The organism is Streptomyces alboflavus (assembly GCF_000716675.1).
Classification (GTDB): Bacteria; Actinomycetota; Actinomycetes; order Streptomycetales; family Streptomycetaceae; genus Streptomyces; species Streptomyces alboflavus.
Map to the genome: position 1 here is coordinate 320,368 of NZ_JNXT01000002.1, position 26,027 is coordinate 346,394.

General features: G+C 71.4%; 21 protein-coding genes. 4 read left to right on the plus strand and 17 right to left on the minus strand.

What is annotated here, in order from left to right; all coding sequences use genetic code 11:
- Positions 1–53: 53 nt before the first annotated feature.
- From OO63_RS02925 to OO63_RS02995, 15 genes are all read right to left on the minus strand, one after another.
- Positions 54–863 (minus strand): SDR family oxidoreductase, encoded by an 810-nt coding sequence (locus OO63_RS02925; RefSeq protein WP_030356772.1) that lies wholly within the window; start codon positions 861–863, stop codon positions 54–56.
- A gap of 55 nt (positions 864–918) precedes the next feature.
- Positions 919–1,914, minus strand: a complete 996-nt coding sequence (locus OO63_RS02930) for a beta-ketoacyl synthase N-terminal-like domain-containing protein (protein WP_051810465.1) — start codon at positions 1,912–1,914, stop codon at positions 919–921.
- Entirely contained in the window at positions 1,901–3,187 is a 1,287-nt protein-coding gene (locus tag OO63_RS02935; protein ID WP_063750346.1) for a beta-ketoacyl-[acyl-carrier-protein] synthase family protein, read from the minus strand. Before OO63_RS02935 ends, OO63_RS02930 begins: the two co-directional genes overlap by 14 nt.
- Positions 3,184–4,044, minus strand: coding sequence for a beta-ketoacyl synthase N-terminal-like domain-containing protein (locus OO63_RS02940; RefSeq protein ID WP_157853930.1), 861 nt, complete (start codon positions 4,042–4,044; stop codon positions 3,184–3,186). Before OO63_RS02940 ends, OO63_RS02935 begins: the two co-directional genes overlap by 4 nt.
- A gap of 14 nt (positions 4,045–4,058) precedes the next feature.
- Positions 4,059–5,198 carry a beta-ketoacyl synthase N-terminal-like domain-containing protein gene (locus tag OO63_RS02945; RefSeq protein ID WP_030356768.1) on the minus strand — a complete coding sequence of 380 codons (1,140 nt, stop codon included), beginning with the start codon at positions 5,196–5,198 and terminating at the stop codon, positions 4,059–4,061.
- Positions 5,195–6,886 carry a class I adenylate-forming enzyme family protein gene (locus OO63_RS02950; protein ID WP_051810467.1) on the minus strand — a complete coding sequence of 564 codons (1,692 nt, stop codon included), beginning with the start codon at positions 6,884–6,886 and terminating at the stop codon, positions 5,195–5,197. The genes OO63_RS02945 and OO63_RS02950 overlap by 4 nt, the downstream gene beginning before the upstream one ends.
- Entirely contained in the window at positions 6,883–7,122 is a 240-nt protein-coding gene (locus tag OO63_RS02955) for an acyl carrier protein (RefSeq protein ID WP_030356766.1), read from the minus strand. Before OO63_RS02955 ends, OO63_RS02950 begins: the two co-directional genes overlap by 4 nt.
- Positions 7,123–7,203: 81 nt before the next feature.
- Positions 7,204–7,626, minus strand: coding sequence for a PaaI family thioesterase (locus OO63_RS02960; protein ID WP_157853931.1), 423 nt, complete (start codon positions 7,624–7,626; stop codon positions 7,204–7,206).
- A 53-nt stretch (positions 7,627–7,679) separates the two neighbouring features.
- The gene (locus tag OO63_RS02965; protein ID WP_051810468.1) at positions 7,680–9,152 is read right to left on the minus strand and encodes an MFS transporter; all 1,473 of its coding nucleotides are present in this window, start codon (positions 9,150–9,152) and stop codon (positions 7,680–7,682) included.
- Complete coding sequence (locus OO63_RS02970; protein ID WP_051810469.1) at positions 9,149–10,684, minus strand: class I adenylate-forming enzyme family protein; 1,536 nt, start codon at positions 10,682–10,684, stop codon at positions 9,149–9,151. Before OO63_RS02970 ends, OO63_RS02965 begins: the two co-directional genes overlap by 4 nt.
- Before the next feature lie 14 nt (positions 10,685–10,698).
- Positions 10,699–12,807: an oxidoreductase gene (locus tag OO63_RS02975; protein WP_051810470.1), complete on the minus strand. Its 2,109-nt coding sequence runs from the start codon at positions 12,805–12,807 to the stop codon at positions 10,699–10,701.
- A 53-nt stretch (positions 12,808–12,860) separates the two neighbouring features.
- Positions 12,861–14,618: a B12-binding domain-containing radical SAM protein gene (locus OO63_RS02980; protein WP_234311045.1), complete on the minus strand. Its 1,758-nt coding sequence runs from the start codon at positions 14,616–14,618 to the stop codon at positions 12,861–12,863.
- Positions 14,619–14,846: 228 nt separating this feature from the next.
- Positions 14,847–15,350 carry a dihydrofolate reductase gene (locus tag OO63_RS02985; RefSeq protein WP_030356760.1) on the minus strand — a complete coding sequence of 168 codons (504 nt, stop codon included), beginning with the start codon at positions 15,348–15,350 and terminating at the stop codon, positions 14,847–14,849.
- A 38-nt stretch (positions 15,351–15,388) separates the two neighbouring features.
- Positions 15,389–16,186, minus strand: coding sequence for a thymidylate synthase (locus tag OO63_RS02990; protein WP_030356759.1), 798 nt, complete (start codon positions 16,184–16,186; stop codon positions 15,389–15,391).
- Between the two features lie 126 nt (positions 16,187–16,312).
- A complete protein-coding gene (locus tag OO63_RS02995) occupies positions 16,313–16,933 on the minus strand; it encodes an L-threonylcarbamoyladenylate synthase (protein WP_030356758.1) in 621 nt (206 codons plus the stop codon).
- Positions 16,934–17,070: 137 nt separating this feature from the next.
- On the opposite strand from OO63_RS02995, the gene OO63_RS03000 reads away from it, so the two are divergent.
- The 4 genes from OO63_RS03000 (at position 17,071) to OO63_RS03015 (ending at position 22,818) form a co-directional block, all read left to right on the plus strand.
- A complete protein-coding gene (locus OO63_RS03000; protein ID WP_030356757.1) occupies positions 17,071–18,690 on the plus strand; it encodes an amidase in 1,620 nt (539 codons plus the stop codon).
- Positions 18,691–19,268: 578 nt separating this feature from the next.
- Positions 19,269–20,708, plus strand: coding sequence for a family 2B encapsulin nanocompartment shell protein (locus OO63_RS03005; protein WP_030356756.1), 1,440 nt, complete (start codon positions 19,269–19,271; stop codon positions 20,706–20,708).
- A gap of 101 nt (positions 20,709–20,809) precedes the next feature.
- Positions 20,810–21,877: a family 2 encapsulin nanocompartment cargo protein terpene cyclase gene (locus tag OO63_RS03010; protein ID WP_051810486.1), complete on the plus strand. Its 1,068-nt coding sequence runs from the start codon at positions 20,810–20,812 to the stop codon at positions 21,875–21,877.
- Between the two features lie 62 nt (positions 21,878–21,939).
- Positions 21,940–22,818 carry a geranyl diphosphate 2-C-methyltransferase gene (locus OO63_RS03015; RefSeq protein ID WP_030356754.1) on the plus strand — a complete coding sequence of 293 codons (879 nt, stop codon included), beginning with the start codon at positions 21,940–21,942 and terminating at the stop codon, positions 22,816–22,818.
- 96 nt (positions 22,819–22,914) lie between these two features.
- On the opposite strand, the gene OO63_RS03020 is transcribed toward OO63_RS03015, so the two are convergent.
- Entirely contained in the window at positions 22,915–23,373 is a 459-nt protein-coding gene (locus OO63_RS03020; protein ID WP_051810471.1) for a hypothetical protein, read from the minus strand.
- 314 nt (positions 23,374–23,687) lie between these two features.
- A complete protein-coding gene (gene katG / locus OO63_RS03025) occupies positions 23,688–25,904 on the minus strand; it encodes a catalase/peroxidase HPI (protein WP_030356752.1) in 2,217 nt (738 codons plus the stop codon).
- Between the last annotated feature and the right edge of the window lie 123 nt (positions 25,905–26,027).

A 26,027-nucleotide genomic window follows, 5' to 3' on the forward strand; every position in this document is an offset into this window, starting at 1 on the left:
TTTCGATCGCGGTTCGGATGACTCGATCGCGGTGCGGGCGAGTCGAGCGCGGTTCACACGACGAGGGCTTCTCCGCCGTCGACTCCGATGACGTTGCCGGTGAGCCACGCCGAGTCGGACGAGGACAAGGTGACGATCGCCTCGGCCACGTCCTCGGGGCGCGTCAGCCGGCCGCCGGGGTTGATCTCCCGGCAGTGGGCGATGAGCTTGTCGCTGCCCGGGATCTTCCGCAGCGCCGGGGTGACCGTGGTGCCCGCCCGGATCGCGTTCACCGCCACGCCCCGGGGCGCGAGTTCCACCGCGAGGTCGCGGACGTGGGCCTCCAGCGTCGCCTTCGCCGCCGACACGGGCGCGTAGCCGGGAAGGACCCGGGTCCCGCCCGCGCTGGTCATGGCGAAGACCTTCGCGCCGCGCGGCAGCAGTTCCGCCCTCACCAGGTCCTGCATCCAGTACACGAGGCTGTGCCCCATGACGTCGACCGTCATCGTGAGCTGTCTGGGCGTGACCTCCGGGGCCTCGCCCTCCTGGCCGCCGGGCGCCGGGAGGAGGGACGTCAGCGTCCCGTAGGCGACCGAGTGCAGGACGACCCGGGTCCCGGCGCCGGACGTCAGGTCGCGGATGACGGGGACGAGCTCGGCGCGGGCCTGTTCCGCCGCGACATTGCGGTTGAAGAAGTGCGCCTCCACGCCGAGTTCACCGAGCGACTCGGCGTACTCCTGCGCCCGCTGCCGCCCCTCGGCCAGGTCGAAGTGCACCCCGATGATGTTGCAGCCCGCGGCGGCCAGGGCCCGCGCGGTCTCCTTGCCCATGCCGCTGGAGACGCCGAAGACCAGGGCCCAGGACCCCTTGAGGGGAACGAACATGGCTTTCCTCCCTGCTGGTCGGGTGCTGGTCGGGTGCTGGCCGGGGCCGAGCCGGTCAGGCGCGGGCCTTCGGTTCGGTGCGCGCGTCCGGCTCCCCGGCGCGGCGGGGTGTGACGGTCAGGTCGGCCCACGCGAGCGTGCCCTGGGCGGAGGCCGCGAGGACCGCGCGCCGGGTGGGGGCCGGGTGCTCCTGCGCGAACAGGCCGAGGGCGCGCCGCAGGGGGACGAGGCACCCCGCCTGCGCCGGAGACGGCACCAGGACGACGTCGCACCCGCTGAGGCCGTCCAGCCACCGGGCGACGGCCGTCCCCACCGCGGAGTCGTCGAGGACGGCGTCGATCCGGCCCGGCGGGTCGGCGCCCGCCAGCGGCCCGAGGACGGCGGCGACGTCGCGCGCCGCCGCGGCGGGATCCAGGAACGCGCCGCGCGTCCGGCACGTGCCGTAGCCCGCGTCGCCACCCGCGACGGGCTCGCACTGCAGCACCGCCGCACCCACCTCCGAACGGGGCCCGGTCGCCTGGGCGGGCGACAGCGCCTCCTCGACCGCGCACACCAGGACCGCCCGGGCCCGGCCCGCGGCGACCGCGCGGGCCGCTGTGCCCAACGCCTCGAGACCTGCGGTGACGGGGGAGTTCACGGTGAGGTTGAAGCCGGTGATGTCGTGCTCCATCGACAGGCGGCTCGCGAACGAACTCATGGCGATGAAGGGGCTGCTGGACGGCGACATCTCCTCGGCGCCGTCCCGCATGATGATGTGGTCCAGCTCTTCCAGGAGAGCGGCGCCGGTGTTGTTGACGGCCACCGCCGCCGCCCGCAGGTTCCGCTCGGTCTTCGCGAACCGGTCCCCGGCGTCGCCGACCGCCAGCCTCGACGCGGCGAGGAGGTACTTGCAGGCGTCGGGCAGCCGCCGGTAGCCACGGCTGGGCAGCGCGACCTCGGGCCGGAACCAGCCGGGAACCGCCTCCCGCGCCGGATCCAGCGCTCCCTCGGGCCCCCGGACACCCGGCGCCACCAATCCCAGGCCCACGACGGCCAGTTCACCTGTGGTCACCGCGCGCCCCCTCCGCATCCTCCCCGGCCACGCCCGTGCCGACCCGGGCCGCACCCTCGCCGCCCCCGGCCATGTCGCTGACCGCTCCGGCCACGTCCCGGACGACGAGCGACGTGTTGTTGCCGCCGAACGCGTACGTGTTGACCAGGACCGCGGGCGCCTCCAACCGCACCGGACGCTCCTGCGGAACCCACACGTCGCACTCCGGGTCCTGCTCGATCGGGGTGTTCGCCGGGCTCGTCCGGTGGCGCAGCATCAGCGTCGCCGTGAGGCAGGCGAACGCGCCCGCCGCACCGGTCGTGTGACCGATCATCGCCTTGAGCGAGAAGAGCGGCAGCGCCCGCGTCCGCCCGCCGAACACCCGGTGGAGCGCCTGGCTCTCCACCACGTCGTTGAGCGGTGTGCCCGTGCCGTGGGGGATGACACAGCCCACCTCGGAGCTGCTCAGACCGGCGTCGGCCAGCGCCTCGGTCATCGCGCGCACGATCTGGTCACCGGACGGATCGGGGGCCGTCGGATGGTAGGCGTCGCAACTCCAGGCCGCACCGGCAAGCTCGGCGTACGGCTCGGCGCCGCGCCGCCGGGCGTGCCCGGCCGCCTCGAGCACGAGCATGGCCGAGCCGTCGCCGAACATCGTGCCCGCCCGGTTCCGGTCGAACGGCCGACAGCGCACCGGATCCGCGGCCCCCAGCCGGTTGAAGGCCCCGATCCCCGCCCGTGTGATCCCCTCGGCCCCGCCGACCAGCACCGTCGTCGCCTCACCCGCGCGGATCATGTCCAGAGCGATCGTCAGCGCGTAGCCACTGGCCGAACAGGCGTTGCCCACACTGGTCGACGCCGCCCGCGAGCCGATCTCCGCGCCCACGACAGCGGCCGCGGGCGTCAGCGTGGTCCACGCCGTCCGGCCCGCGCTGCGCTGGATCTCCTGCATGTCCGCGTTGCCGAGCTCCACCCCGAGCACCACGGGAACAGCGGCGCGCGCCGCCTCCTCCACACCGGCGTCGGCGAGCGCCTGTTCGGCCGCGGCCACCGCCAGGCGCGGGCTGCTCCCCAGCTCCACCCCGGCGTGGCTCGCCGGTTGCGCGGGCACGTCCGCCCGGTCGACCAGATACATCTTCGTCGTCCGCATGTTGAGGTGCGGCAGCGGCACCTCGGCGGGCTCCCCGCCGCCCGCGAGCAGGCCGTCCCAGTGCGCTGCGACACCGGTGCCCAGGCAGGAGATCGCGCCCAGGCCCGTGATGACGACACGTCGGTCGCCGTCGTACGTGTTCATGTGTGCCTCCCCCGGGAGAGCCTGAGGACCAGCGCGGCGACTGAGGTCCCGTCGCTCTCCCCGGTCCCGGCACCCGCGACGGCGAGCACCGCCTCACCCTCCGGAACGTCCGGGTCATCCAGCCGCTCCACGGCCAGCGCGCACTGCACCACGCCCAGGGCGCCCGAGCACCGCCCGAACCGTGCGTTCGCCTCGGCGCCCAGTCGCGGGACCGCCGTGGCGCCCGCCGCCCGGACGGCCGACCGCTCGTCGTGCGCCCTGCCGTATCCGGCGATCTCAGCGCGGATCCGCGCACCGCGGCGCACGGCCTGTCGCACCGGCTCGATCACCAGGCCCACGGCCCCGTCGATCCATCGGGAACCGGCGGTCTCCCGGTGCAGCCTCGCCACCGCCGGGCTGTCCGGCTCCACGCCGATCACCAGGGCCGCCGTGGCCCGGCCCGCCGCGATCAGGTTCCGGGCCGCTGCCACGGCGTCGAGGCCGCCCGAAGCGCCGTTGCACAGCGTCAGATTCGGGCCGCGGATGCCGTGGTCGAGCGCCACCCAGGCCGCCGAGACGGCGCTCGACAGCTGCGGTACCCGCATCGGGCCGATGTCCGTGCTGCCCCCGGCGGCGAGTGTCGTGACGGTGTCGCACACCGGGTCCAGGTTCCCGAAGTTGCTGGAGACGACCACCGCCGCACCGTCCAGCTCGGGTGCGTCGAGCAGACCGGCGTCCTCGAGCGCCCGCCGCGCCGCCCGCACCGCGAACCGCGACGCCCTGTCCTTGTGCCGCATGCCCCGCACGGCCAGCGCGGTCACCGGGTCGAAGTCGGGTCCCGCCACCGCCCAGCCCACACCGGTGACAGCGGTCCGCACGGTCGCGCCCGTCCTCACCGCGGGGCCCCTTCCACGATCGCCACAGCGTTGATGCCGCCCATACCGACGGCGTGCACCTGTGCGGTGCCGAGCGGCTCCGTGGCGGGCCGGCCGGTCACGATCCGCAGCTCTCGCGTCTCCTCGATCGGCTCGGTGAGGTCGCTGATCGGGGGCACGGTCCGGGAACGGATCGCCTCAAGCGCCACGACGAGGTTCAGCAGTCCCGCGCCGCCGGAGATGTGGCCCATGCCGCCCTTGATCGCCGTGACGAGCGGGCCGGGGGCGGCGCCCTTGAACACGTCACGCAGCGCGACCGCCTCGGCCAGGTCGCTCTGCGGCGTGCCGCTCCCGTGCACGATCACCAGGCCGATGTCCTCAGGGACGACCGACGCGCGATCGTGCGCCTCCTCGATCGCGCGGACGATCCCCGCGGCATCCGGCGCCGTCGGATGCGACGCGTCGCAGTTCATGCTCACACCGCGGACCAGGCCGTGGACGGGGCCGGGGTGCGTACCGGGGCGGCGCAGCACCACCGCCACCGCGCCCTCGCCCATGATCATGCCGCGCCGGGACCGGTCGAACGCGCGGATCGTGTCCGGCGGCGGGAACTGGATCCGGTCGAAGCCGCCGAACGAGCTCTCGGTGATGGCGTCGGTGCCCGCCACCACCACGGTGTCCGCTTCCCCGAGGGCGATCAGGTCGGTGGCCATCCCCAGGCCGTACAGCGAGGCCGCGCAGGCGCTGGCGATCGTCTGCACGTCGGACAGGCCGAAGGCGGCCCGCAACGCCGAGGTGAAGTGCAGGTCCGTGGGGGAGAGGCCGCCGTCGTGCCGCCACCACAGCTCGGCGGTCCGCATCTCCCGGTGCGTGGTCCCGACCAGGACCGGCAGCCCGGGCTCCGGTTCCGGCAGTCCCGCGTCGGCCAGCGCCTCCCGCACGGCACGGACGAGCCAGCGGGTCGCCCGGAGGGGTTCGTCCACACCGGCGCGCACCCGGTCCGGCACCTCGTACGCCGCCCCCGCGCGGTACTTGGACCTGTCGAACGCCGAGAGCGGCGCCGGGCCCGACCGCCCCGCGCACAGGGCGCCATGGATCCCGGCGACGGTGTCGCCCAGCGCACAGATGGCGCTCATGCCGCTGATCTCCCAGCTCATGTCCCACCCTCCGGACCGCCGCCCGGGCCGGAGTCCGGACCACCGCCAGGTCCGCCCTGCGGACCGCTGCCAGGACCGCCCTCCGGACCGCGGCCCGGGCCGCCCTCGGGCCCACCGGTCCTGTCGCGCAGCCGGAAGCGGGCCAGCTTCCCGTTGGCGGTCACGGGGAGCCGGTCGATGATCTCGACCCGGGACGGCCTCTTGTACGGCGGCAAGCCGACGCGCAGCGCCACCCGCACCGCCCTGCGGACCTCGTCCGGACGGGCCGGGTCCCGCGCCACGACGTACACCGTCGCCCGCTCGAGCCCCGTGGCGTCCGTGTCGCCCGCCACCGCGCAGTCGGCGACCGCGGCGACCTGCCGGACCACGTGCTCGATCTCGGCGGGTGCGATCCTGTAGCCGCCGAGCAGGAGCATGTCGTCGGCGCGGCCGACGTGGCAGAGGTCGCCGCCGGTCGCGCGGAAGGCGATGTCCCCGGTGTAGACGCCGCCGTCGGCGAACGCGCGGGCGGTGTCCTCGGGCCGGTCCAGGTAGCCGAGCGCGGCCGACTCCGTCGCGATGTGCAGGCGGCCGTGGACTCCGGCGCCGACCGGTCGTCCTTCGTCATCGCGCACGGTCGCCGTCACCCCGGGCACCGGGAAGCCGATCGACCCGGGACCTGCGGCCGCTCCCTGCCCCACGGCGGCCGCCACGACCGTGTGCAGGACCTCGGTCGCGCCGAACCCGTTGAGCAGCGGCACCGCGAACATCTCGGTGATCCGGGCGGCCAGTTCACCCGGCAACTGCTCCCCGGTGGCCACGGCGAGCCGCAGCGAGCCGGTCTCGACCGCCTTGCCCTGCTCGGCGAGCCCGAGCAGGCCCGCGTAGAGGCGGGGCACGGAGAACAGCACGGTCGGCCGGTACGTGTCGAGGGCCGCCGCCACGCCGTAGGCATCCGCCGGCCCGTCGAGGAGCACCGAACACGCGCCCGCCGCGAACGGATGGAGCAGCGAGTTGCCGAACCCGTACCCGAACGACAGCTTCGCGGTGGACAGGACGACGTCGTCGGGAGTGAGCGCCAGCATGCTGCCGACGCCGCGCAGGATCGCGTGCACCGCCCGCAGACAGTGCCGTACGCCCCGAGGTCTGCCGGTGCTGCCGGAGGTGTACTGCACCAACAGCTCATCGTCCGCGCGGAAGCGGGCCGGTGGCGGCGGGGCCTGGCCCGCGCGCCCGGGACCGAGGCCAGGACCAGGGCCGGTGCTGGTACCGGTGATCGGCCCCACGCGCCCCACAAGCCCCGCGCGTCCCGCCGCCCGCCGCTCCACGTCGACCCCGCCCAACTCGGCCCGCAGCGCCGCCTCCCGCGCCCCGGCGACGTACAGCTCGACGTACTCCGCCCCGCTGTCCCGCACGATGAAGCCCAGCTCCGCGGGCCGCAGCATCGGGTGCAGGACAACGGGCACGCACCCGTGCCACCACAGGGCGAGCACGGCGGTGACCGCGGCCACGGAGTCGTCGGAGACGACGACCGCGCGACAGCCGGGCCGGACTCCGGCGGCCCGCAGGGCCCCGGCGCGGTCCGTCACCGCGGCCCGCATCCACGCGTAGCTGACCTCGCCGACCCGGCGGTCCACGGCACAGGGGCGGCTGCCGGGATGGCCGAGCAGCAGCTCGACCGGGTTCGCGGCGCCGGTGGCGGGACTCATGGCACCTGATGCCGGTCGTGCAGCAGCCGCATCACGTCCCCGACGCTGTCCATCCGCGCGGCGTCCGCCGGGTCGAACTCCGCTCCGGTGGCCCGTTCGAGGGCCACGACGAACTCCGCCTTGTGCAGCGAGTCCATCTCCAGGTCCCCGTAGAACGACTTGTCGATCCCGACATCGGCGACGTCGCGTTCCAGGACGCCCGCCACCAACTCCCGCACATCCCGGTCGGTCAACACGGCATTCTCGTCTCCTTCACCGATTCGTCGTCGGAGCGCACGGCGCCGGTTCGGTCGCTCGCGCGGACACGCACGCTCAACTCATCTCCTGGCTTTTCTGATCGCCTCGGTGACGACCGACTCACTGGTCACCCTTCCGCCCTGGAGTACCGAGACACGGACCACGGCGGAGCGCTCGTCGATCGTGTCGAGCGTGGCCTCGGCGCACACGTCGCCGGGGCGCGTCATCGTCAGGTACGTCACGTTCAACTGGGTCGTGGCGAACACCATGTCGTCCTCGAGAACGCTGAACAGGGCGAAACCGGCGGCCTGGTCGTGAATGCCCGCGACATGGCCGCCGAAGGCCACATTCGGCTCCACACAGAGTTCATCGGGAATGTGGAAGGCGACCGCGACGAACCCCGACCGCCATTCCATCGCCACGACCCGCAGACACAGGCGCTCGACATAGGGCGGCACCGGGGTGTTGCCGGCGGCGATCACATCGAGCATCTTCTGCCGCATCGTCACGGCACCCGACGGCGAGGATCCGTCCACGTGCGTTACCACCTTTCCTGTCATGGAGTTGGACCGTCGCGGTCGGCACGGCTGCCGCGGGCGATGAGCCACACGAGCGCGGACGCGAGGGCGAAAGCCGTCACCACCACGACGAGCCCGAGCATCATGTCGGTCCGCAGACGCGGATAGTCGAGGTCCGTCAGCTCCCCGTGGAACCCACGGAAGAACGCGAGCCCCATCACCGCCACACCCAGCGAGGAGCCGAGCTGCTGGGCGGTGGAGAGCGCCCCGGAGACCGCCCCGGAATCGTCATGGCGCACCCGGGCCATCACGAAGTTCAACAACGGCCCGAGCACCAGGCCGAGGCCCAGACCGGTGAGCACCATCGTCGGCGCCATCGCCCACCCGAGATGCCGCCCCGAGCCGTTCCAGCCGATCGTGGCGATCATCAAGGCGCTGCCGACCACGCAGAGGGCGCAGCCGGCGAGCAGCGTGCGCGGCGCGGTGAAACGGGCCACGACACGCGCCGACCACAACGACGTGACCGTGCTCCCCACCGCGTACGGCGCCATGGCCGCCGCGGTCGCGAGCGCCCCGTAACCGAGGCCGTACTGCAGGGTGATGGAGAAATAGAGGAAGAAGGGCACGACCGCGGAGAAGTACACGAGATACAGGGCCAGGGAGAGGCGGAAGGCCGGATCGCTCCACAGCCCCGGCCGCAGCAGCGGAAACCTCCCCCGCCTCTCCAGCGCGGACTCGAGCCGGAGGAACACCACGAGCAGCACCGGCGCGCACAGGAGCAGCAGCCAGCCCCACAGCGGCCAGCCCTGGTCACGGCCGATCGTGAGCGGCACCAACAGCGAGATCAGGAGCAGCACGACGGTGACCGAGCCCGCGTGGTCGAGCCGCAGACGCAGCCCCTTGTGCGCCGGGACCATCCGGGGTGCGAGGGCGATCAGGACGATGCCGACGGGCACATTGATGAGGAAGATCGGGCGCCACTGCAGCCCGGCGACGTCCGCGGCGATGAGCAGCCCGGCGATGATCGGCCCCGCGATCGTCGCGCAGCTCACCACCGCGCCGAGCAGCGCGAACGCCCGCCCTCGCCGTACCGCGGGGATCGCGATGTGCAGCGTCGCGATGATCTGCGGATACAGCACGGACGCGGACAGGCCCTGCCACACCCGCGCGGCGATGAGCTGGCCAGGCCCCTGCGCCAGACCGCAGGCGAGGCTCGCCAGCGTGAAGGACACGGCACCGATCATGAACATGCGCCGTCGGCCGTAGAGGTCGCCGAGGCGGCCACCGGTGATGAGCATCACCGCGTACGCGACCACATAGCCCGCGACCACCAACTGCACCTCAGGGACGCTCGCCCCGAGGTCGCGCTGGAGGCTCGGCATGGCCACGTTCACGATGGAGGTGTCGGCGAGCAGAATGAAGGCCGCGCCGAGCACGAGCGCCGCCGCCCTTCTCTCCGCCGGGAGGAACCGGTGGGAGACCGATGCCGCCGACGTGGCGGAGCCACTCATCCGAGGGTTCCGGGCGGGAGCAGCCGATGGCGGCGGACCTTCATCGTGCCGGTGAGCGGAAACTCCTCCCACGGCCGGTAGTCGACCCTGGTGTCCTCGGGCAGCCCCGCCTTGTCGCGGGCCTGCTGCCAGCGGTCCTCGTCGACCGGTTTGCCGTCGGCCGTGGCGGCCACCGCGGTGACCGTCCCGTCCCTGCCGACGATCACGACCTCGGCCAGGTCCGGCAGTTCGTCGAGCAGGATGTCCTCGGCGCGCAGGGTGCTCGCCACGCCGGGGACCTGGTCCACCTGCCGGTCGAGCAGCTCCAGGTGACCGTCCGGGCGGAGCATGCCGATGTCGGCCATGGGCCACCAGCTGTCACGGCCGGGCAGCGGCGGTCGGCCGATCATCGATTCGGCGCGGGCGGGCGTGCGGACCTCGATCTGTCCGGGCGTTCCGGGCGGAAGCACCGCTCCGGTGTCGTCGACGACGCGGATCTCCATGCCGGGGAACGCGACGCCCACGTCACGGGAGTGGAGTCGGCCGGGCTCCCTGATGTCGGAGCGCCTGGTCATGAGGATCGTGACCGGGCCGGTCTCGGTCTGTCCGTACGCCTGGATGAAGGTCGGGTCGGGGTGGTCCGTCGCTTCGAGGAGCGTCCGCAGGGTGCGCGGGTGCAGTGCGTCGAAGCTGCTGATGTAGCGCTCCGCCGTGCTGAACGGGTTCGGTGTCTCGCGCGCCAGCGCTTCCCAGCGCAGGAACATGTTGGGCTGCGCTTCCAAGGTCTGCGGCCGGTGGCGCAGGAGCGCGGCGCGCACCGAGGCCGGGTCGGGGGAGGAGATGCCGAGGAACGGCACGCCTGTGTTGAGCGCCGTGAGGATGCCGGTCGACATCCGCACATGCACGAAGGACAGGCATTTCGCGCTGATCCCGGCGTAGTCGAGCGACTGCACCACATTGATCTGGGGCGCCACGTGGGCGTACAGCGAGTCCACCGTGTGCACGAGGAGTTTGGGCTTCCCGGTGGTGCCGGACGAATGCGTGATGAGGGTCGGGTCCGTGCCCGGACGGCGGGTGACGCGGTGGTTTCCCGGTTTGTTGAGTTCGACCGCCCCGGTCAGTGCCGCTTCGGGCGAGAGCGTGAGGACGCCGGCCGCGATGTCGCCGAGCTGGTCCTGCCAGGGGCGCAGGGCGGCGGCGCCGTCGGCGTCGGTGAGGACGTGGGGCCGCTGGAGTTCCTTGAGGCAGTGCAGGAGATCGGCCGGTTCCATCGCCACCGACAGGAGCGCGGGCAGGGCGCCGACGCGGACGACGGCGCACTGGATGGCCTGGATGTCCAGGTGGTTGGCCTTGATCAGCGCGACGACCGCGCCCGGCCGCACCCCGGCGCCCCACAACCGGTCGGCGTAGTCCGCGACCACGACCGCGAAGTCGCTCACCGTTTCCGAGGTGCGGCACGCCGAGGTCCAGGGCGTGTCCGCGCACAGGGGGGTCTCACCGTGGTGCTCGGCTGCGCTCTCGGGCAGCAGGCCAAGATCTGCGACAGGGAGCACGGCATCCTCCTCCGCTAGGACCACTCTTGTGAAGTAGCACGATCCGGCGTCCCGCGCGGGAAGCGCCAGGGAGAGTTCATGGTTGGCCGGTCCACGACGCACAGGTCCGCGCGTCCGGCCAGGACGATCGTGTCGACGTCGGACACGGGGATCGAGCCCGACGCGATCACCGCGAACGTGCGGCCGCCGCCTGCCTGGTTGCGGATGCGGTCCGCGTACGCGTCCGGGTCCGCGCAACCGTCGCGGTCGGCCCGCGGCCCCGCGCAGACGTGCACCGCCGTCGCGCCGCGCGCGGCGAACTCGTTCGCGATCCGGACCACCGCGTCGACACCGTCCGCGTCGGGGAACCACCGCGCCGGTGAGATGCGCACGCCGAGCGGCCGCTCGTCCGGCCACACGGCACGGACCGCGTCGAAGACGTCGAGCGGGTGGCGCAGCCGCCCGTACGAGGTGCCCAGGCTGCCGTGGGCGCAGTCCAGTTCCAGCAGGTCGAACCCCGCGGCATCGGGCGCGCCGGGCCCGGTGCCGGCGGCGCGCCGGGCCGCGGCGGCGAACGCGCGGCGCAGCTCGCCCAGGGCTTCGGCGGAGCCGTCAGGGCCGTAGTGGCCGAGGCGTACGCCGATCCTCGCCGGTGAGTGTGTGTGGACGAAGTCCGCCACCCGCCGCCACCCGGCCGCCTGTTCACCGCTGCACAGTCCGGCCCTGCCGGGCCCTGCCCCGCCCGTGGCGGACACGGCCACCGGCCCCGTCAGCACCAGGCCCGCCCCACCGAGCGCCGCCCCGCCCAGGCGCACCAGCTCAAGGTCCCCCGGCACGCCGTCGTGGGCGGGGACCCGCGAATCGGGGGACACCACGACGCGGTTGACCAGCTCCAGGCGGCCGAGCGTGAACGGCTGGAGCATCGGCGGGCCCGCATCGCCGCACACCTCGCCGCCCGCCGTGCCGCCGACCACCGCACCGCCCGCCGCGTCGGCGAACCACCGCTCCGCCCGCGCGGTGAACCCGGGGTCCCGTCGGCGCAGGCCGGCGTAGGACACCCGGCGGCTGCGGGTCAGGAGGTTCACCGCGAACTGCTGCGGCTCCTGGTGGGTGTAGCGGTCGACGTTCTCGAACCACTCCCGGCTGGCCCGCGCCGCGCGCTGCAGGGAGCCGATCGCCGGGCGGCGCTCGGCCTCGTACGCGGCGAGGGCCGCTTCCGTGTGCGGCTGCTCGCACAGGTTCCGGGCGAGGGCCAGTGCGTCCTCCATGGCGAGCTTGGTGCCCGATCCGATGGAGAAGTGCGCCGTGTGCGCGGCGTCGCCGATCAGGACGACGTTGCCGTGGCTCCAGGTGTCGCACCGCACCGTGGGGAAGCGGAGCCAGCGCGAGTTGTTCCCGTACAGCTTCTGTCCGTCGAGGATGTCCTTGCACAGCTCGGCGATGATGCCGATCGACCGTTCGTCGCTCTCTCCCGGCGCGAGCCGTGGGGGAGTGGCGGTGGCGAACCCGGCCGCGTGCCAGGCGCTTTCGGAGAGCTCCAGGATCAGGGTGCTGGTATGACGCGCATCGGGATAGGCGTGCACCTGCGCGGCTCCGCCCGGCGTGTCGAGGACGTGGAACGTGAACGAGCCGAGTTCCAGGTCGGTGCCCAGCCAGATGTACCGGCAGGTGCCGGTGCGGACCGTGGGCCGGAAGGTCTCCGCGTACCGCGCCCGGACGAGGGAGTTCGCCCCGTCGGCGGCCACCACGACGTCGTGGTCGGCGGCGAGGGCGTCGACGTCGGTGGCCTCGCTGCCGTGTCGCACCGGAATGCCGAGCTGGGCGCAGCGCCGCTGCAGGGCGAGGAGGAGCCCGGCGCGGCTCATCGCGGCGAAGCCGTTGCCGCCCGCCGTGAAGGTGGTGCCGCGGTAGTGCACGTCGATGTCGTCCCACCGGGCGAGCATCGGCCGCATCTCGGACAGGACGGCCGGATCGGCGCGCTCGATCCCGCTCAGGGCCTGGTCGGAGAGGACCACGCCGAACCCGAAGGTCTCGTCGGGCGCGTTCCGCTCCCAGACGGTGATCTCGTGCCCGGGGTCGAGCTGACGGACCAGGGCGCTGAAGTACAGCCCACCGGGACCACCACCGATCACAGCGATCCGCACCAGGACCTCCCGCGGTCTGCCGATGCGTCCAGGGCCCGCGCCGGCGCGTCCATCTAGGCCCCGCGGACGGGGGACGAGGCGGCCGACGACGTCAGGATGTCCTCGATCATCTGCGGCGGGACGGTGGCGTCGTCGAACCAGCGGCCGCCGAGCGGCCGGGGGACCGGCATGATCTGGTCGTTGGTGTAGGCGAGGACCTTGCGGTTGTAGTGCCGGATCTCGTCGCGGAGGTCGGCCGGGAGCTTCTGGTCGAGCAGGAGGGCGCGTTCCATTTCCCCGAGGAGTTCCCGGGTCTCCTCTATGGTCCTCAGCACGGCCTTGCAGAATCCGGCGGGGAGCACTCCGTACTCACCCTTGATCTCCACCAGACGCGTGATCGCCTCGTACGAGACGTCCTGCAGCGCGCGCCGGTCGAGCCACCGCGTCTCGTAGTTCAGCCGCCGGTACCACAGGGGTTCGACCATGGCCTGACGGTGTTCTTCGAGGGTGCGGTGGTGGATGCGGTAGCCGTGTTTCTCCGGTTCCTCGAAGAACTGGGAGCCCGGGTCGAGGAACGGCACCATCGGGCAGATGAGCGGAAGGGCGGCCCAGCCGCCGAACTTCCGGATGAGCCGTTCCGAGTACGCGATCGTGTCCATCACCGATTGCCGGTCCTGGTGGGGCATGCCGATGAAGAACCAGATCATGATGCCTTTCACACCCGCGTCGAGGGCACGCGGAATCCATTCCTCCATCTGCTCCATGGTGTAGTTCCCGCGCCCGGCCGCCTTGCTGATCTTCAGGTCGTGGGACTCGGGGGACAGCATGATGTAGGAATCCGTGGACTCGCCCATCTTCCGGAGAATGTCGAGGGGCGTCAGGCTGAACTGCTCGAAGTGGACACTCTTGTAGCCGAGTTCTTTCACGGCGTCCAGATACTGGTGCATCCGCGTGCGGTTCTCGGAGTAGCACTGGAGGGCGTATATCGAGGTGCGCTTCGCGGCCTCGCGCATGGTGCGGAGCTCTTCGACGACGAGGTCGTTGTCCTTCTGCACCAGGGTCCTGCGGACCCCCATGATGTTGCGGTAGGCGAACCGCGATCCGCCGCACCAGCCGCAGTCGTGCGCGCATCCGGTGTTGGGCAGCGTCATGATGAGTTTGGCCGCCGAAGGGCCGCCGTCGGGTGTCTCGCGGTAGTACGACCAGTCGTTGCGGACGTTGTTGTAGTTGCGGTCCGGCGTGTGCGAGAAGCCGGTGGCCCGGACCTCGCCGTCGACCTTGTACAGCAGGTTCGGGATGGACCGGAAGTCCCTGTCGCCCCGCCGGACCCTGCGGACGAGTTCGGTGACCGGGTCGAGGGTGTCGTATCCCTGGACGACGACGTCGACACTCGGGTACGTGATGAGCTGGTCCGCGTAGTACGTCGCCGAGATGCCGCCGAAGATGGTGAGCGCCTCGGGGTGCACTTCCTTCACGACGGCGGCGAGCTCGACCGAACCGTGACAGTGCGCCATCCAGTGCAGGTCGAACCCGAAGATCGGGGCCTCGAAACGGGCGAGCAGCCGTTTGACGTCGAGTTCGGGATGCAGGAGCATCAACGAGGCGACATTGACGATTTTCGTGTCGAATCCGGCGTCGGCAAGGCGTTGTTTTATCGAGAACCAGCCGATGGGATAGATCTCGTACACCGAGGTGACATTGACGCTGTCACTGTCGCTGAGATAAGCGAACAGCATGTCGTCGCGCTCACGGAATTCATAGACGCTGGGCGCGTGCAATAAGAAGAGATCAGCTTCAAGGCGCGATGTTGACGGCTGCTCCGTGATGGTCATTCACGGCCTCCCCTGGCTCACTCGTCGCCAGCAAGATTCACCATGGTTTCCGCCGACTGAAAGGTTTGTCAAGGGTCGTACGACCGGCGCCGTAATGCCATGAAGCGTTACTGGTCAACAGAAGTCCGTAACCGGAATCTGACCAGTGCGTTTTAAGTGTCAGAAGTCGCCGAATTGACCAGGTCGGTATGCCGGTATCCCGGTAATTGATCCGCGGCGATTCGACGGTTACCGTTCGTATCTGCGGATGCGATAGCGGAGACCGGAGGTGGAGGTCTGCCAGCCCGTGTCCTCGGCGACCTTCCACATCGGGTCCAGCGCCGGGGCATACGTGTCGCCCCGCACCGGTGCGTCGACCTCGGTCACCGAGAGCGTCGTGGCGTGCTCCAGGGCCGCCCGGTAGATCTCGCCGCCGCCGATCACCCACGCCGTGGCGGGGGCGTCGGGCGCCGGCGGCTCGGTCGCGCGTTCCAGGGCCTCAGTGATGGACCCGGCGCGTTCCGCGCCCTCGGCCGCCCAGAGCGGATCGCGCGTCACCACGACGTTGCGCCTGCCGGGCAGCGGACGGAAGCGCGCGGGCAGCGAGTCCCACGTCCTGCGGCCCATCACCACGGGATGACCGAGGGTGGTGGCCTTGAAGTGCGCCATGTCCTCGGGCAGCCGCCACGGAATGCCGTTGTCCGCGCCGATCACGCCGTCGAGGGACTGCGCCCAGATCAGCCCGACGTTCATGCCGCCCGTCCCGACGCTCCCACCGCTCCGCCCGGCGTTCATACGGCGACCGGGGCCTTGATGGCCGGGTGGTGCCGGTAGTCGACCACTTCCACGTCGGAGTAGGCGTAGTCGAAGAGCGAGTCGGCCTGGCGCAGCCGCAGCCGGGGGAACGCGTACGGGGCGCGCGAGAGCTGTTCGGTCACCTGCTCGACGTGGTTGTCGTAGATGTGGCAGTCGCCGCCGGTCCAGATGAAGTCACCCGGCTCGAGGCCGACCTGCTGCGCCACCATGTGCGTGAGCAGGGCGTAGCTGGCGATGTTGAACGGGACGCCGAGGAACAGGTCGGCGCTGCGCTGGTACAGCTGGCAGGAGAGCTTGCCGTCGGCCACGTAGAACTGGAAGAAGGCGTGGCACGGCGCGAGCGCCATCTTGTCGAGCTCGCCGACGTTCCAGGCGGAGACGATCATCCGGCGCGAGTCCGGGTTCCGGCGCAGCGTGTCGAGGACCTCGCTGAGCTGGTCGACGTGCCCGCCGTCCGGGGTGGGCCAGGAGCGCCACTGGGCGCCGTAGACGGGGCCGAGGTCGCCCTTGGCGTCGGCCCACTCGTCCCAGATGGTGACGCCGTGCTCCCGCAGCCAGCCGACGTTCGAGTCGCCGCGCAGGAACCACAGGAGTTCGTACACGATGGACTTCAGGTGCACCTTCTTGGTGGTGACCAGCGGAAACCCCTGGGAGAGGTCATAGCGCAATTGGTGCCCGAAGATGCTTCGGGTGCCGGTGCCCGTCCGGTCGGCCTTGGCCGTCCCGGAGGTGAGCACCGACTTCAACAGGTCTTCGTACTGGGTGTCCGCCACAGGCGTCGATTCTACGGGCCACCTGCGGGTGCACTCGACGACCGTGCGTCCGCGCGCGCCGGGGACCCGTGTCCGGCTCCCGCGCCGGGGGACCCGTGTCCGGCTCCCCATGCCCCCCGCCCCCCGCTACTCGAAGCGCGTGGTGTCCCCGGCACCCCGGCGCACGATCTCGATGTCGCCGCCGGAGAAGTCGATGACCGTCGTCGGCTCCGTGCCGCAGTCCCCGGAGTCGAGCACGGAGTCCACGACGTGGTCGAGGCGCTCCTTGATCTCCCAGCCCTGCGTCATCGGGGCGTCCTCGCCGGGCAGCAGCAGGGTGCTGGAGAGCAGCGGCTCGCCCAGCTCGGCGAGGAGCGCCTGGGTGACGACGTGGTCGGGGATGCGGACGCCGACCGTCTTCTTCTTCGGGTGCAGCAGCTGGCGCGGCACCTCCTTCGTCGCGGGCAGGATGAAGGTGTAACTGCCGGGCGTCGCCGCCTTGATCGCGCGGAACACGTCGTTGTCGATGTGCACGAACTCGCCGAGCTGAGCGAAGGTCTGGCACACCAGCGTGAAGTGGTGACGGTCGTCGAGATTCCGGATCGAGCGGATGCGGGCGATGCCGTCGCGGTTGCCCAACTGGCAGCCCAGCGCGTAGCAGGAGTCCGTCGGGTACGCGACGAGCGCGCCGGACCGGATGCTGTCCGCCACGGTGGTGATGGTGCGCCGCTGCGGGTTCTCAGGGTGCACGTCGAAGTACTTGGCCATCCGCTGAGTCTAGGCGCGGGCTGGTGGGCCCGAAGGGCAGGACGTGGCCGATGGGGCACGTGCGCGATGGCCGAGTGACGGGGGGTGCGGTCCGGCACCCTTGCGCCGGACGTGGCCCGTGTAGTCACCTAACCCTCATGGGGAAGAGGAGCATTGCGTCGCTGATCGCCGTCATCGCCGCGGGAGCGCTGGTGACGGGCACGCCGAACCCACGGGCGGAGGCCGCCGCGCCGGATCCCGACGGCCCGGCGCCGACGGGCTCGTCCCGGGCGGGCACGGCCGGTTCCGCGGGCCTGCCCGACCGTTACCTCGACACGGTGACGATCCCTCAGCTGCAGGCACGCATGGCGGACGGTTCGCTGACCTCGTCCACGCTCACCCGTGCCTATCTGCAACGGATCAAGACCGTCGACCCCAAGATCCACGCGGTCCTGCGCACCAACCCGAAGGCACTGCGGCAGGCGGCCGCCAGTGACGCCAGGCATCGGCGCGGCAAGCCCCTCGGCCCGCTCGACGGCATCCCCGTGCTGCTCAAGGACAACGTGAACACCCGTGACATGCCGACGACCGCCGGGTCCCTCGCCCTGGCCGGGAGCCCGCCGGGCACCGACGCCGTCCTCGTGGCCAAGCTGAAGGACGCCGGGGCGGTCATCCTGGGCAAGGCCAACCTGTCCGAATGGGCCAACTTCCGGGCGGCCAAGCCCACGTCGGGGTGGTCGGCAGTCGGCGGCCAGACCCACAACCCCTTCGTGCTCGACCGCAACCCCTGCGGCTCCTCCTCCGGGTCGGCCGCCGCGCTCGCCGCCTCCCTGTCCCAGGTGGCCATCGGCACCGAGACGGACGGGTCCATCGTGTGCCCGGCCGGGATGAACGGCGTGGTCGGCCACAAGCCGAGCCTCGGCCTGGTGAGCCAGAGCGGCGTCGTGCCGATCTCCGCCGAGCAGGACACCGCGGGCCCCATGGCGCGCAACGTCGTCGACACCGCGCTCACCCTGTCGGTGCTCTCCGGCGACGCCACGCCCCGCCTCGGCGGCACACTCGGCTCGCTCGGCGACGCCGGGAAGCTCCGCGGCGACCTGCGCGGAAAGCGCATCGGGCTGTGGCGGCTGCCCTCGCTCGGCCCCGAGGTCGACGCCGTCATGACCCGCACCGCACGGAAGCTGCGCGCCGCCGGAGCCGAGGTCGTCGAGGTGACGCCGCCGTACCAGAAGCGGATCGCCGAGCTGGAGTTCCCGGCGCTCCTCAGCGAGTTCCACCGGGACATCGACGCCTACCTGGGCACCCGCAAGGGCCCCCGCGACCTCGCCGCGCTCATCGAGTTCAACCGCACCCACCCCGCCGAGCAGACCTGCTTCGCCGGGCAGGAACTCTTCGAACAGGCCCTCGCGGCGCCGCCCACCACCGACCCCGAGTACCGGGCCATGCGCGCCGAGTTGAAGGACCTCTCCAGCCGTTCGGTGGACGAGACCATGGCCGCCCACGACCTCGACGCCATCGCCGCGCCCACGAACCCGCCGGCCTGGACGACCGACTGCGCCCGGGGCGACAACGACATCATCCCGTCCTCCACGCCCGCGGCCGTCTCCGGATACCCGTCCCTCTCGGTGCCCGCGGGCCAGGTGAACGAACTTCCGGTCGGCCTGCTCCTGATGGCGGGCGACCGCCAGGACGCCGAACTCCTCTCGCTCGGAGCGGCGGTGGAGCACCGACTGAACGCCTGGCGGGCGCCGAAGTACCTGCCGACGCTGGGACGCTGACGCTCCACGGACCCTGACGCTCCCCGTCCACCTTTCTCCCTGTCCACCGCTGTCCGGTCGACCGCGGTCCATCGCACCGCAAGAGGCGTACGCCTCCCCGCCCTCCACGTCTCCTGTGCGCCTGCCACGCCCGGCGCACAGGGTCGGGGACCCGGCGTGGGAGGCGTACGCCGTTCCGGGGCACGCCCCTTGGGGCGATCCGCACCACCTTCTGCGTCCGACCGCCGCCCGGGCGGGCTTCCCCGCTGCCTCCCGGGACTGTTTGGCTAGCCCATGCAGCTCGTGCAGCCCGCACATCCCGGCGGCATACACCGTCACGACGCTGCCGCCATGGCGCCGCCCTCCCCGGAAACCGTCCCTGACCGCAGCCGCCCGACGATGACGCCACCGCCCCCGAGTTCACCCCCGTACCGCGACCGGTCCACCGCGGCCGATGATCGCGAAGCCGCTTCCGAAGTCGTGACACACCCGTAGACGTCCACCGCGGCCACGCGCCGCCGCACACGTCTGCCCGCACACCCGCGCACCAGCCCGTCCACGCACCTCCGCTCATGTCCGTTCACGAACAGGGAGGCAATGTGACCACGTCCGAAAGCGCCGCCGGACCCAGCACCGAACAAGGCGACGAGACCGCCGCCGAGGCACAGCGCACCAGCCTCAGTACCCTCGCGGCGCGCCAGCTCTCCACGACCACCAAGTCCGAACCGCAGATGCAGGCCATCACCTCGCGATGGCTGCTGAAGATGCTGCCGTGGACGGACGTCAGGGGCGGTACCTACCGGGTCAACCGGCGGCTCCAGCTCAAGGTCGGCCGAGGGCGTGTGCAGTTCGAGCAGAACGGCGCCGACGACATCAAGGTCATCCCCGAGACCCTCACCGAACTGCCCGTCCTGCGCGGCTACTCCGACACCGGCGTCCTCAAGAAGATCGCCGACCGCCTCCGGGTGCGGCAGGTGCGCGTCGGAGAGGTGCTCTTCGACGCCGGACAGCCCGTCACCGAGACCTACCTCGTCGTGCACGGCCGCTTCACCCGCTACGCCACCGGCAAGTTCGGCGAGGAGGAAGTCATCGGCGTCGTCACCGACGGCGACCAGATGGGCGACGAGGCCGTCGGCAGGCCCGACCCGCTCTGGCTCACCTCGGTGCGGGCCGAGACGCCCGGCGTCCTGCTCGTGCTGCCCTGGGACTCCCTGCAGCAGATCGTGGAGGGCGCACCCACCCTCGCGGCGCACCTGGACGCGTACGCGGAACGGCAGAGCAAGCCCATGAACCGCAAGGGCGAGGCCGACGTCCCCGTGCAGGCGGGACACCACGGGGAGCCCACCCTCTCCGGCGGCTACGTCGACTACGAACTCGCCCCGCGCGAGTACGAACTGTCGCTCACCCAGACGGTGCTGCGCATCCACACCCGGGTCGCCGACCTCTACAACAACCCGATGGACCAGACCGAGCAGCAGCTCCGCCTGACCATCGAGGAGATCCGCGAACGCCAGGAGTGGGAGCTGGTCAACAACCGCGAGTTCGGGCTCCTGCACAGCGTCGACTACGGCCAGCGCATCAGCACCTACACAGGGCCGCCCACCCCCGACGACCTCGACGAGCTCCTCGCCATGCGCCGCAAGACCAAGCTGTTCCTCGCCCACCCCAAGGCGATCGCGGCGTTCTTCCGCCAGTGCAACAAGCGCGGCCTCGTGCCGGGCACCGCCACCGTCGACGGGCACGAGGTGCCCGCGTGGCGGGGCGTGCCGCTGTTCCCGTGCGGCAAGATCCCGATCAGCGAGGAGCACACGACGAGCATCATCGCGCTGCGCACCGGCGAGGCCGACCAGGGCGTCGTCGGGCTGCACCAGACGGGCATCCCCGAGGAGTACCAACCGAGCCTGAACGTCCGGTTCATGGGCATCAACGACGCCGCGATCATGCGCTATCTGGTCACCGCCTACTACTCGCTCGCCATCCTCGTCCCCGACGCGGCCGGGATCCTGGAGAACGTGCAGATCGGTCGGACCGCCGAGTGAGCGCACCATCCGAGTCCGTCGAACCCACCACCCTCGTGCCGGAGGAACCACTGATCCCCGCACCGCCGCAGCCACCGGTCGCCACCGCCGCCCGGCCCGCGATCCACACGCCGGAGCCCCAGCCCGCCCGGCCCCCCTGGCGACCGCCGGGCCCGCCCAACCCGGCCCGTTCCCTGCGCCCCACCCGCAGGGGCGGCCCGATCCCCGGCCTGCACCACCGGCCCGCCGTGCCCGCAGAACCCGCCAAGGTCGCCGAGGTCGACCGCAGGCTGGAGGCCTGGGCGCACGAGCACGACCTGTTCCCCGCGGCCTGGAAGGGCGACTTCGCGGGCTTCCAGTTCGGCCGGGCCGTGGTGCTGCAGCATCCGGGCGCCGTCGACGTGGAGCGCCTCACGGCCGCGGGCAAGCTGCTGCTCGCCGAGAACCTCGTCGACAGCTGCTACTGCGAGGCCGAGGAGGGCAGGGGCGGCACTCCGCGCGGCCTCGGCGGCCGCCTCGTCCTCGCCCAGGCGGCGATCGACCCGTTCCACGGCGCCCCCGCGGTGGAGGAGCAGTGGCGCCGCGGCGTCCAGGGCGACGGTCCGCTCCGCTCGTACCACCAGGCCATGAAGGACTTCGCGGCCTTCGCCACGCCCAGCCAGAGCGACCGGTTCGTGCACGACATCGCCCGGCTGCACCTCGGCTACCTCGGGGAGGCCGCCTGGGCCGAGACCCGGTACGCGCCCAAGGTGTGGGAGTACCTGGTGATGCGGCAGTTCAACAACTTCCGCCCCTGCCTGTCGATCGTCGACGCCGTGGACGGCTACGAACTGCCCGAGCCGGTCTACGCCCGCCCGGAGATCCAGCGGATCACCGCGCTCGCCTGCAACGCCACGACCATCGTCAACGACCTGTACTCCTTCACCAAGGAGCTGGCCGGCGACCCCACCCACATGAATCTGCCCCAGGCCATCGCCGCCAACGAACGCTGCGGCCTCAAGGCGGCGTACCTGAAGGCCGTGGAGATCCACAACGAGGTGATGGCGGCCTTCGAGGAGGAGTCCGCGGTCCTCGCGGCCACCTCACCGCTCGTCGAGCGCTACGCCAGGGGCCTCGCCGCCTGGGTGGCGGGCAACCACGAGTGGCACGCCACCAACACCCACCGCTACCACCTGCCCAACTACTGGTGAATCCCGTCACCGGCGGGTCCGCCCGCCCGACCCGTCGCCGCCCGCACCATGAGGAGACCCTGTTGACCATTGCCGACGCCCGGCCCGCCAACGCCGTACCGGTGCCCGCCCAGTCCACGTACCAGAACCGCGTCGCGGACTACTGGAACGCCGAGGAGAACCCGGTCAATCTCGAACTCGGGAGGATCGACGACCTCTACCACCACCACTACGGCATCGGAGCGGCCGACCGGTCCGTGCTCGACGTGGCCGACCCCGCGGCCCGGCAGGAGCGGATCACCGCCGAGTTGCACCGGCTCGAACAGGCCCAGGCCGACCTGCTCGCCTCCCACCTCGGCCCGCTCTCGCCCACGGACCGGGTCTTCGACGCGGGCTGCGGGCGCGGCGGGGGCTCCGTCGTGGCCCACCTGCGCTACGACTGCTACGCCGACGGCGTCACGCTCTCCGAGAAGCAGGCCGACTTCGCGGGCGAGCAGGCCCGCAAGCGGCACATCGACGACAAGGTGCGCTACCACCACCTGAACATGCTCGACACCGGCTTCCCGACCGGCGCGTTCGCGGCGTCGTGGAACAACGAGTCGACGATGTACGTCGAGCTGGAGCTGCTGTTCGCCGAGCACGCCCGGCTGCTGCGCCGCGGCGGCAGGTACGTCACGATCACCGGCTGCTACAACGACACCTACGGGCGGGCATCACGCGAGGTGTCCCTCATCAACGCCCACTACATCTGCGACATCCACCCGCGCTCGGAATACTTCCGGGCGATGGCGCGCCACCGCCTCGTACCGGTGCACGTGGAGGATCTGACGGCCGCCGCCATGCCCTATTGGGAGCTGCGGCAGGAGGCCGACCATCTGGTGACGGGAATCGAAGAAACGTTCCTGAACGCCTACCGCAACGGCAGTTTCCAGTATCTGCTGATCGTCGCCGACCGCGTGTGACGCGCCGCGCGCCGCGGCTGTGACACAGCGGCGCGACGAAGGCCGGGCCCTCGCGAGGGCCCGGCCTGTGGTGCGAGAGAGCGCGGTGCGCGCTGCTCAGTGGGCGGTGTTGGAGGCCCAGACCGCGCGGCTGCCGTCGTAGATCACGACGTTGCCGTCGTCCTGGACGACCAGGCGGGAACCGGGGCGTCCCGCGGTGTTGGAGGCCCAGACGGGCGCTCCGCTGCGGGTGTAGACGACGAAGTTGCCGTCCTCCTGCAGGCGGGCGGTCCAGCCCTTGCCAACCGTGCGCGAGGCCCATCTGGCCCGGTTGAACTCGTCGTAGACCACGAGGTTGCCGTCGGACTGCATGACCAGTCTGGCCGTCTCGGAGCTGACGGACTCGTTGTGGTTCAGGGTGAAGGGGGCGTAGCGCACTTGATCCGAGAGGATTCCCGCCCGTGCCTTGCCGCTGGTGGCGGCGCTGTGGTCGGTGGGAGCCGCACTCGCCTGGCCGACGAGGGCCATCGAAGCGAGTGCGGCGGTTACGAGAAACGTGCCGGCTTTCTTCCCCACGAAAGGAACTCCTTGAGTCAGGCAGTTCTTCCAGCGGTGCCCTGTTGGGCGCCGCATCCGGACGATGCCATCGCTTTCGCACCGGAAGGCAAGGCTCCGTGACAGTTGGCGGTTTGATGTCCTTCAATGACCGGAAGGTGCGGGATGGGAAATGCGCCGCCCATATGACCCAAGAGGCCGATATATGGCTTCCCGAAAGGGAGCGGTTCCGCCAGGATCGGCCGCACGAAAAACGTCCAGGTCGGCCGATTCCGGCCGACCTGGACGTCCGTGCTGTGAGCCGACGTCAACAGTCAGTCGACGTCAGGGACTTCTCAGCCGAGGTCGAACCGGTCGAGGTCCATGACCTTGCTCCACGCGGCGGCGAAGTCGCGCACGAACTTCTCCTTGGCGTCGTCGCTCGCGTAGACCTCTGCCAGCGCCCGCAGCTCGGAGTTCGAGCCGAAGACCAGGTCGGCGCGGGTGCCGGTCCACTTGACCGCGCCGCTCGCGTCGCGGGCCTCGAACTCGTCCTGCGCCGAGGACGTCGACTTCCACTCCGTCCCCAGGTCGAGGAGGTTGACGAAGAAGTCGTTGGTCAGCGTGCCCGGCTTGTCGGTGAGGACGCCGTGCTTCGACTGCCCGTGGTTGGCGCCCAGGACGCGCAGACCGCCGACGAGGACGGTCAGCTCGGGGGCGCTCACCGTGAGCAGGTTCGCCTTGTCGAGCAGCAGGTACTCGGCCGGGAGGCGGTTGCCCTTGCCGGTGTAGTTGCGGAAGCCGTCGGCGGCGGGCTCCAGGGCGTCGAACGACTCGACGTCCGTCTGCTCCTGCGTGGCGTCGACACGGCCCGGCGAGAACGGCACCTGGACCTCGACGCCGCCGTCCTTGGCCGCCTTCTCGACGGCCGCGGTGCCCGCGAGGACGATCAGGTCGGCCAGCGACACCTGCTTGCCGCCCGCGGAGTCGAAGGCCTCCTTGATGCCTTCGAGCGTGCGGAGGACCTGGGCGAGCTCGTCCGGGTTGTTGACCTCCCAGTTGCGCTGCGGCTCCAGGCGGATGCGGGCGCCGTTGGCGCCGCCGCGCTTGTCGCTGCCGCGGAAGGACGAGGCCGCGGCCCAGGCGGTGGAGACCAGCTGGGAGACGGTGAGGCCGGAGCCGAGCACCCGCTCCTTGAGGTCGGCGATGTCGGCGGCGTCGATGACCTCACCGGTGCGCGCGGGCAGCGGGTCCTGCCACAGCAGTTCCTCGGCGGGGACCTCCGGGCCGAGGTAGCGGACGACCGGGCCCATGTCACGGTGCGTCAGCTTGTACCAGGCGCGGGCGAAGGCGTCCGCGAACTCCTCCGGGTTCTCGTAGAAGCGGCGCGAGATCGGCTCGTAGATCGGGTCGAAGCGCAGCGAGAGGTCCGTGGTGAGCATCGTCGGGAGGTGCTTCTTCGACGAGTCGAAGGCGTCCGGGATGATCGCCTCGGCGTTCTTCGCCACCCACTGGTTCGCGCCGGCCGGGCTCTGGGTGAGCTCGTACTCGTACTCGAAGAGGTTCTTGAAGAAGAGGTTGCTCCACTGCGTCGGCGTCTCGGTCCAGGTGACCTCGAGGCCCGACGTGATCGCGTCCTTGCCGACGCCCGTGTTGTACGTGCTCTTCCAGCCGAGGCCCTGCTGCTCCATCGGGGCGGCCTCGGGGTCATCGCCGACGTTGTCCGCGGGGCCCGCGCCGTGGGTCTTGCCGAAGGTGTGGCCACCGGCGATGAGGGCGACGGTCTCCTCGTCGTTCATCGCCATGCGGCGGAACGTCTCCCGGATGTCGCGGGCCGCGGCGATCGGGTCCGGGTTGCCGTTGGGGCCCTCGGGGTTGACGTAGATGAGGCCCATCTGGACCGCGCCGAGCGGGTTCTCCAGCTCGCGGTCACCGGTGTAGCGGGCGTCGCCGAGCCACTCGGTCTCGGGGCCCCAGTAGACGTCCTCCTCCGGCTCCCACACGTCCTCGCGGCCGCCGGCGAAGCCGAAGGTCTTGAAGCCCATCGTCTCCAGGGCGACATTGCCGGTGAGGACCATCAGGTCGGCCCAGGAGATGCTCTTGCCGTACTTCTTCTTGACCGGCCACAGCAGTCGGCGCGCCTTGTCGAGGCTGGCGTTGTCCGGCCAGCTGTTGAGCGGCGCGAACCGCTGCTGGCCGGCGCCGGCGCCGCCGCGGCCGTCGCTGATGCGGTACGTGCCCGCGCTGTGCCAGGCCATGCGGATCATCAGCGGGCCGTAGTTGCCGAAGTCGGCGGGCCACCAGTCCTGCGAGGTGGTGAGCACGTCGGCGATGTCCCGTTTGACGGCCGGCAGGTCGAGGGAGCTGAACGCCTCGGCGTAGTCGAAGTCCTCACCGAGCGGGTTGGCCACGGCGGGGTTCTTGGCGAGGATCTTCAGATTCAGCCGTTCCGCCCACCACTGTCGGTTGCCGCCGCCCTGCGTGGGGTGCGGTGCTCGGCCATGGGCGACCGGGCAGCCTCCGCCCTCCTCGAGCTTCGCGTCGGTGACGATTGCGTCCGGGTTCTCAGCCATGGGAAGCCTTTCGAACTGAGTGAATCGTGGTGCTGGAGGAGTGCGCGCGAGGAACGGTGACCGCCGGACGAGGTCTGGCGGGGGAGGTGGGGCCGATCGAACCGGACCGTCCCGCTCCCTTGG

Excerpts from the sequence above, each read along its gene's own strand:
- OO63_RS03000 (WP_030356757.1), top strand. The coding sequence starts at position 17,071 with ATGGGGAAGAGGAGCATTGCGTCGCTGATCGCCGTCATCGCCGCGGGA.
- OO63_RS02995 (WP_030356758.1), bottom strand. The coding sequence starts at position 16,933 with ATGGCCAAGTACTTCGACGTGCACCCTGAGAACCCGCAGCGGCGCACC.
- OO63_RS02950 (WP_051810467.1), bottom strand. The coding sequence starts at position 6,886 with ATGAGTCCCGCCACCGGCGCCGCGAACCCGGTCGAGCTGCTGCTCGGC.
- OO63_RS02965 (WP_051810468.1), bottom strand. The coding sequence starts at position 9,152 with ATGAGTGGCTCCGCCACGTCGGCGGCATCGGTCTCCCACCGGTTCCTC.
- OO63_RS02945 (WP_030356768.1), bottom strand. The coding sequence starts at position 5,198 with ATGAGCTGGGAGATCAGCGGCATGAGCGCCATCTGTGCGCTGGGCGAC.
- OO63_RS02925 (WP_030356772.1), bottom strand. The coding sequence starts at position 863 with ATGTTCGTTCCCCTCAAGGGGTCCTGGGCCCTGGTCTTCGGCGTCTCC.
- OO63_RS02980 (WP_234311045.1), bottom strand. The coding sequence starts at position 14,618 with ATGACCATCACGGAGCAGCCGTCAACATCGCGCCTTGAAGCTGATCTC.
- OO63_RS02985 (WP_030356760.1), bottom strand. The coding sequence starts at position 15,350 with ATGAACGTCGGGCTGATCTGGGCGCAGTCCCTCGACGGCGTGATCGGC.
- OO63_RS02935 (WP_063750346.1), bottom strand. The coding sequence starts at position 3,187 with ATGAACACGTACGACGGCGACCGACGTGTCGTCATCACGGGCCTGGGC.
- OO63_RS02960 (WP_157853931.1), bottom strand. The coding sequence starts at position 7,626 with ATGCGGCAGAAGATGCTCGATGTGATCGCCGCCGGCAACACCCCGGTG.
- katG (WP_030356752.1), bottom strand. The coding sequence starts at position 25,904 with ATGGCTGAGAACCCGGACGCAATCGTCACCGACGCGAAGCTCGAGGAG.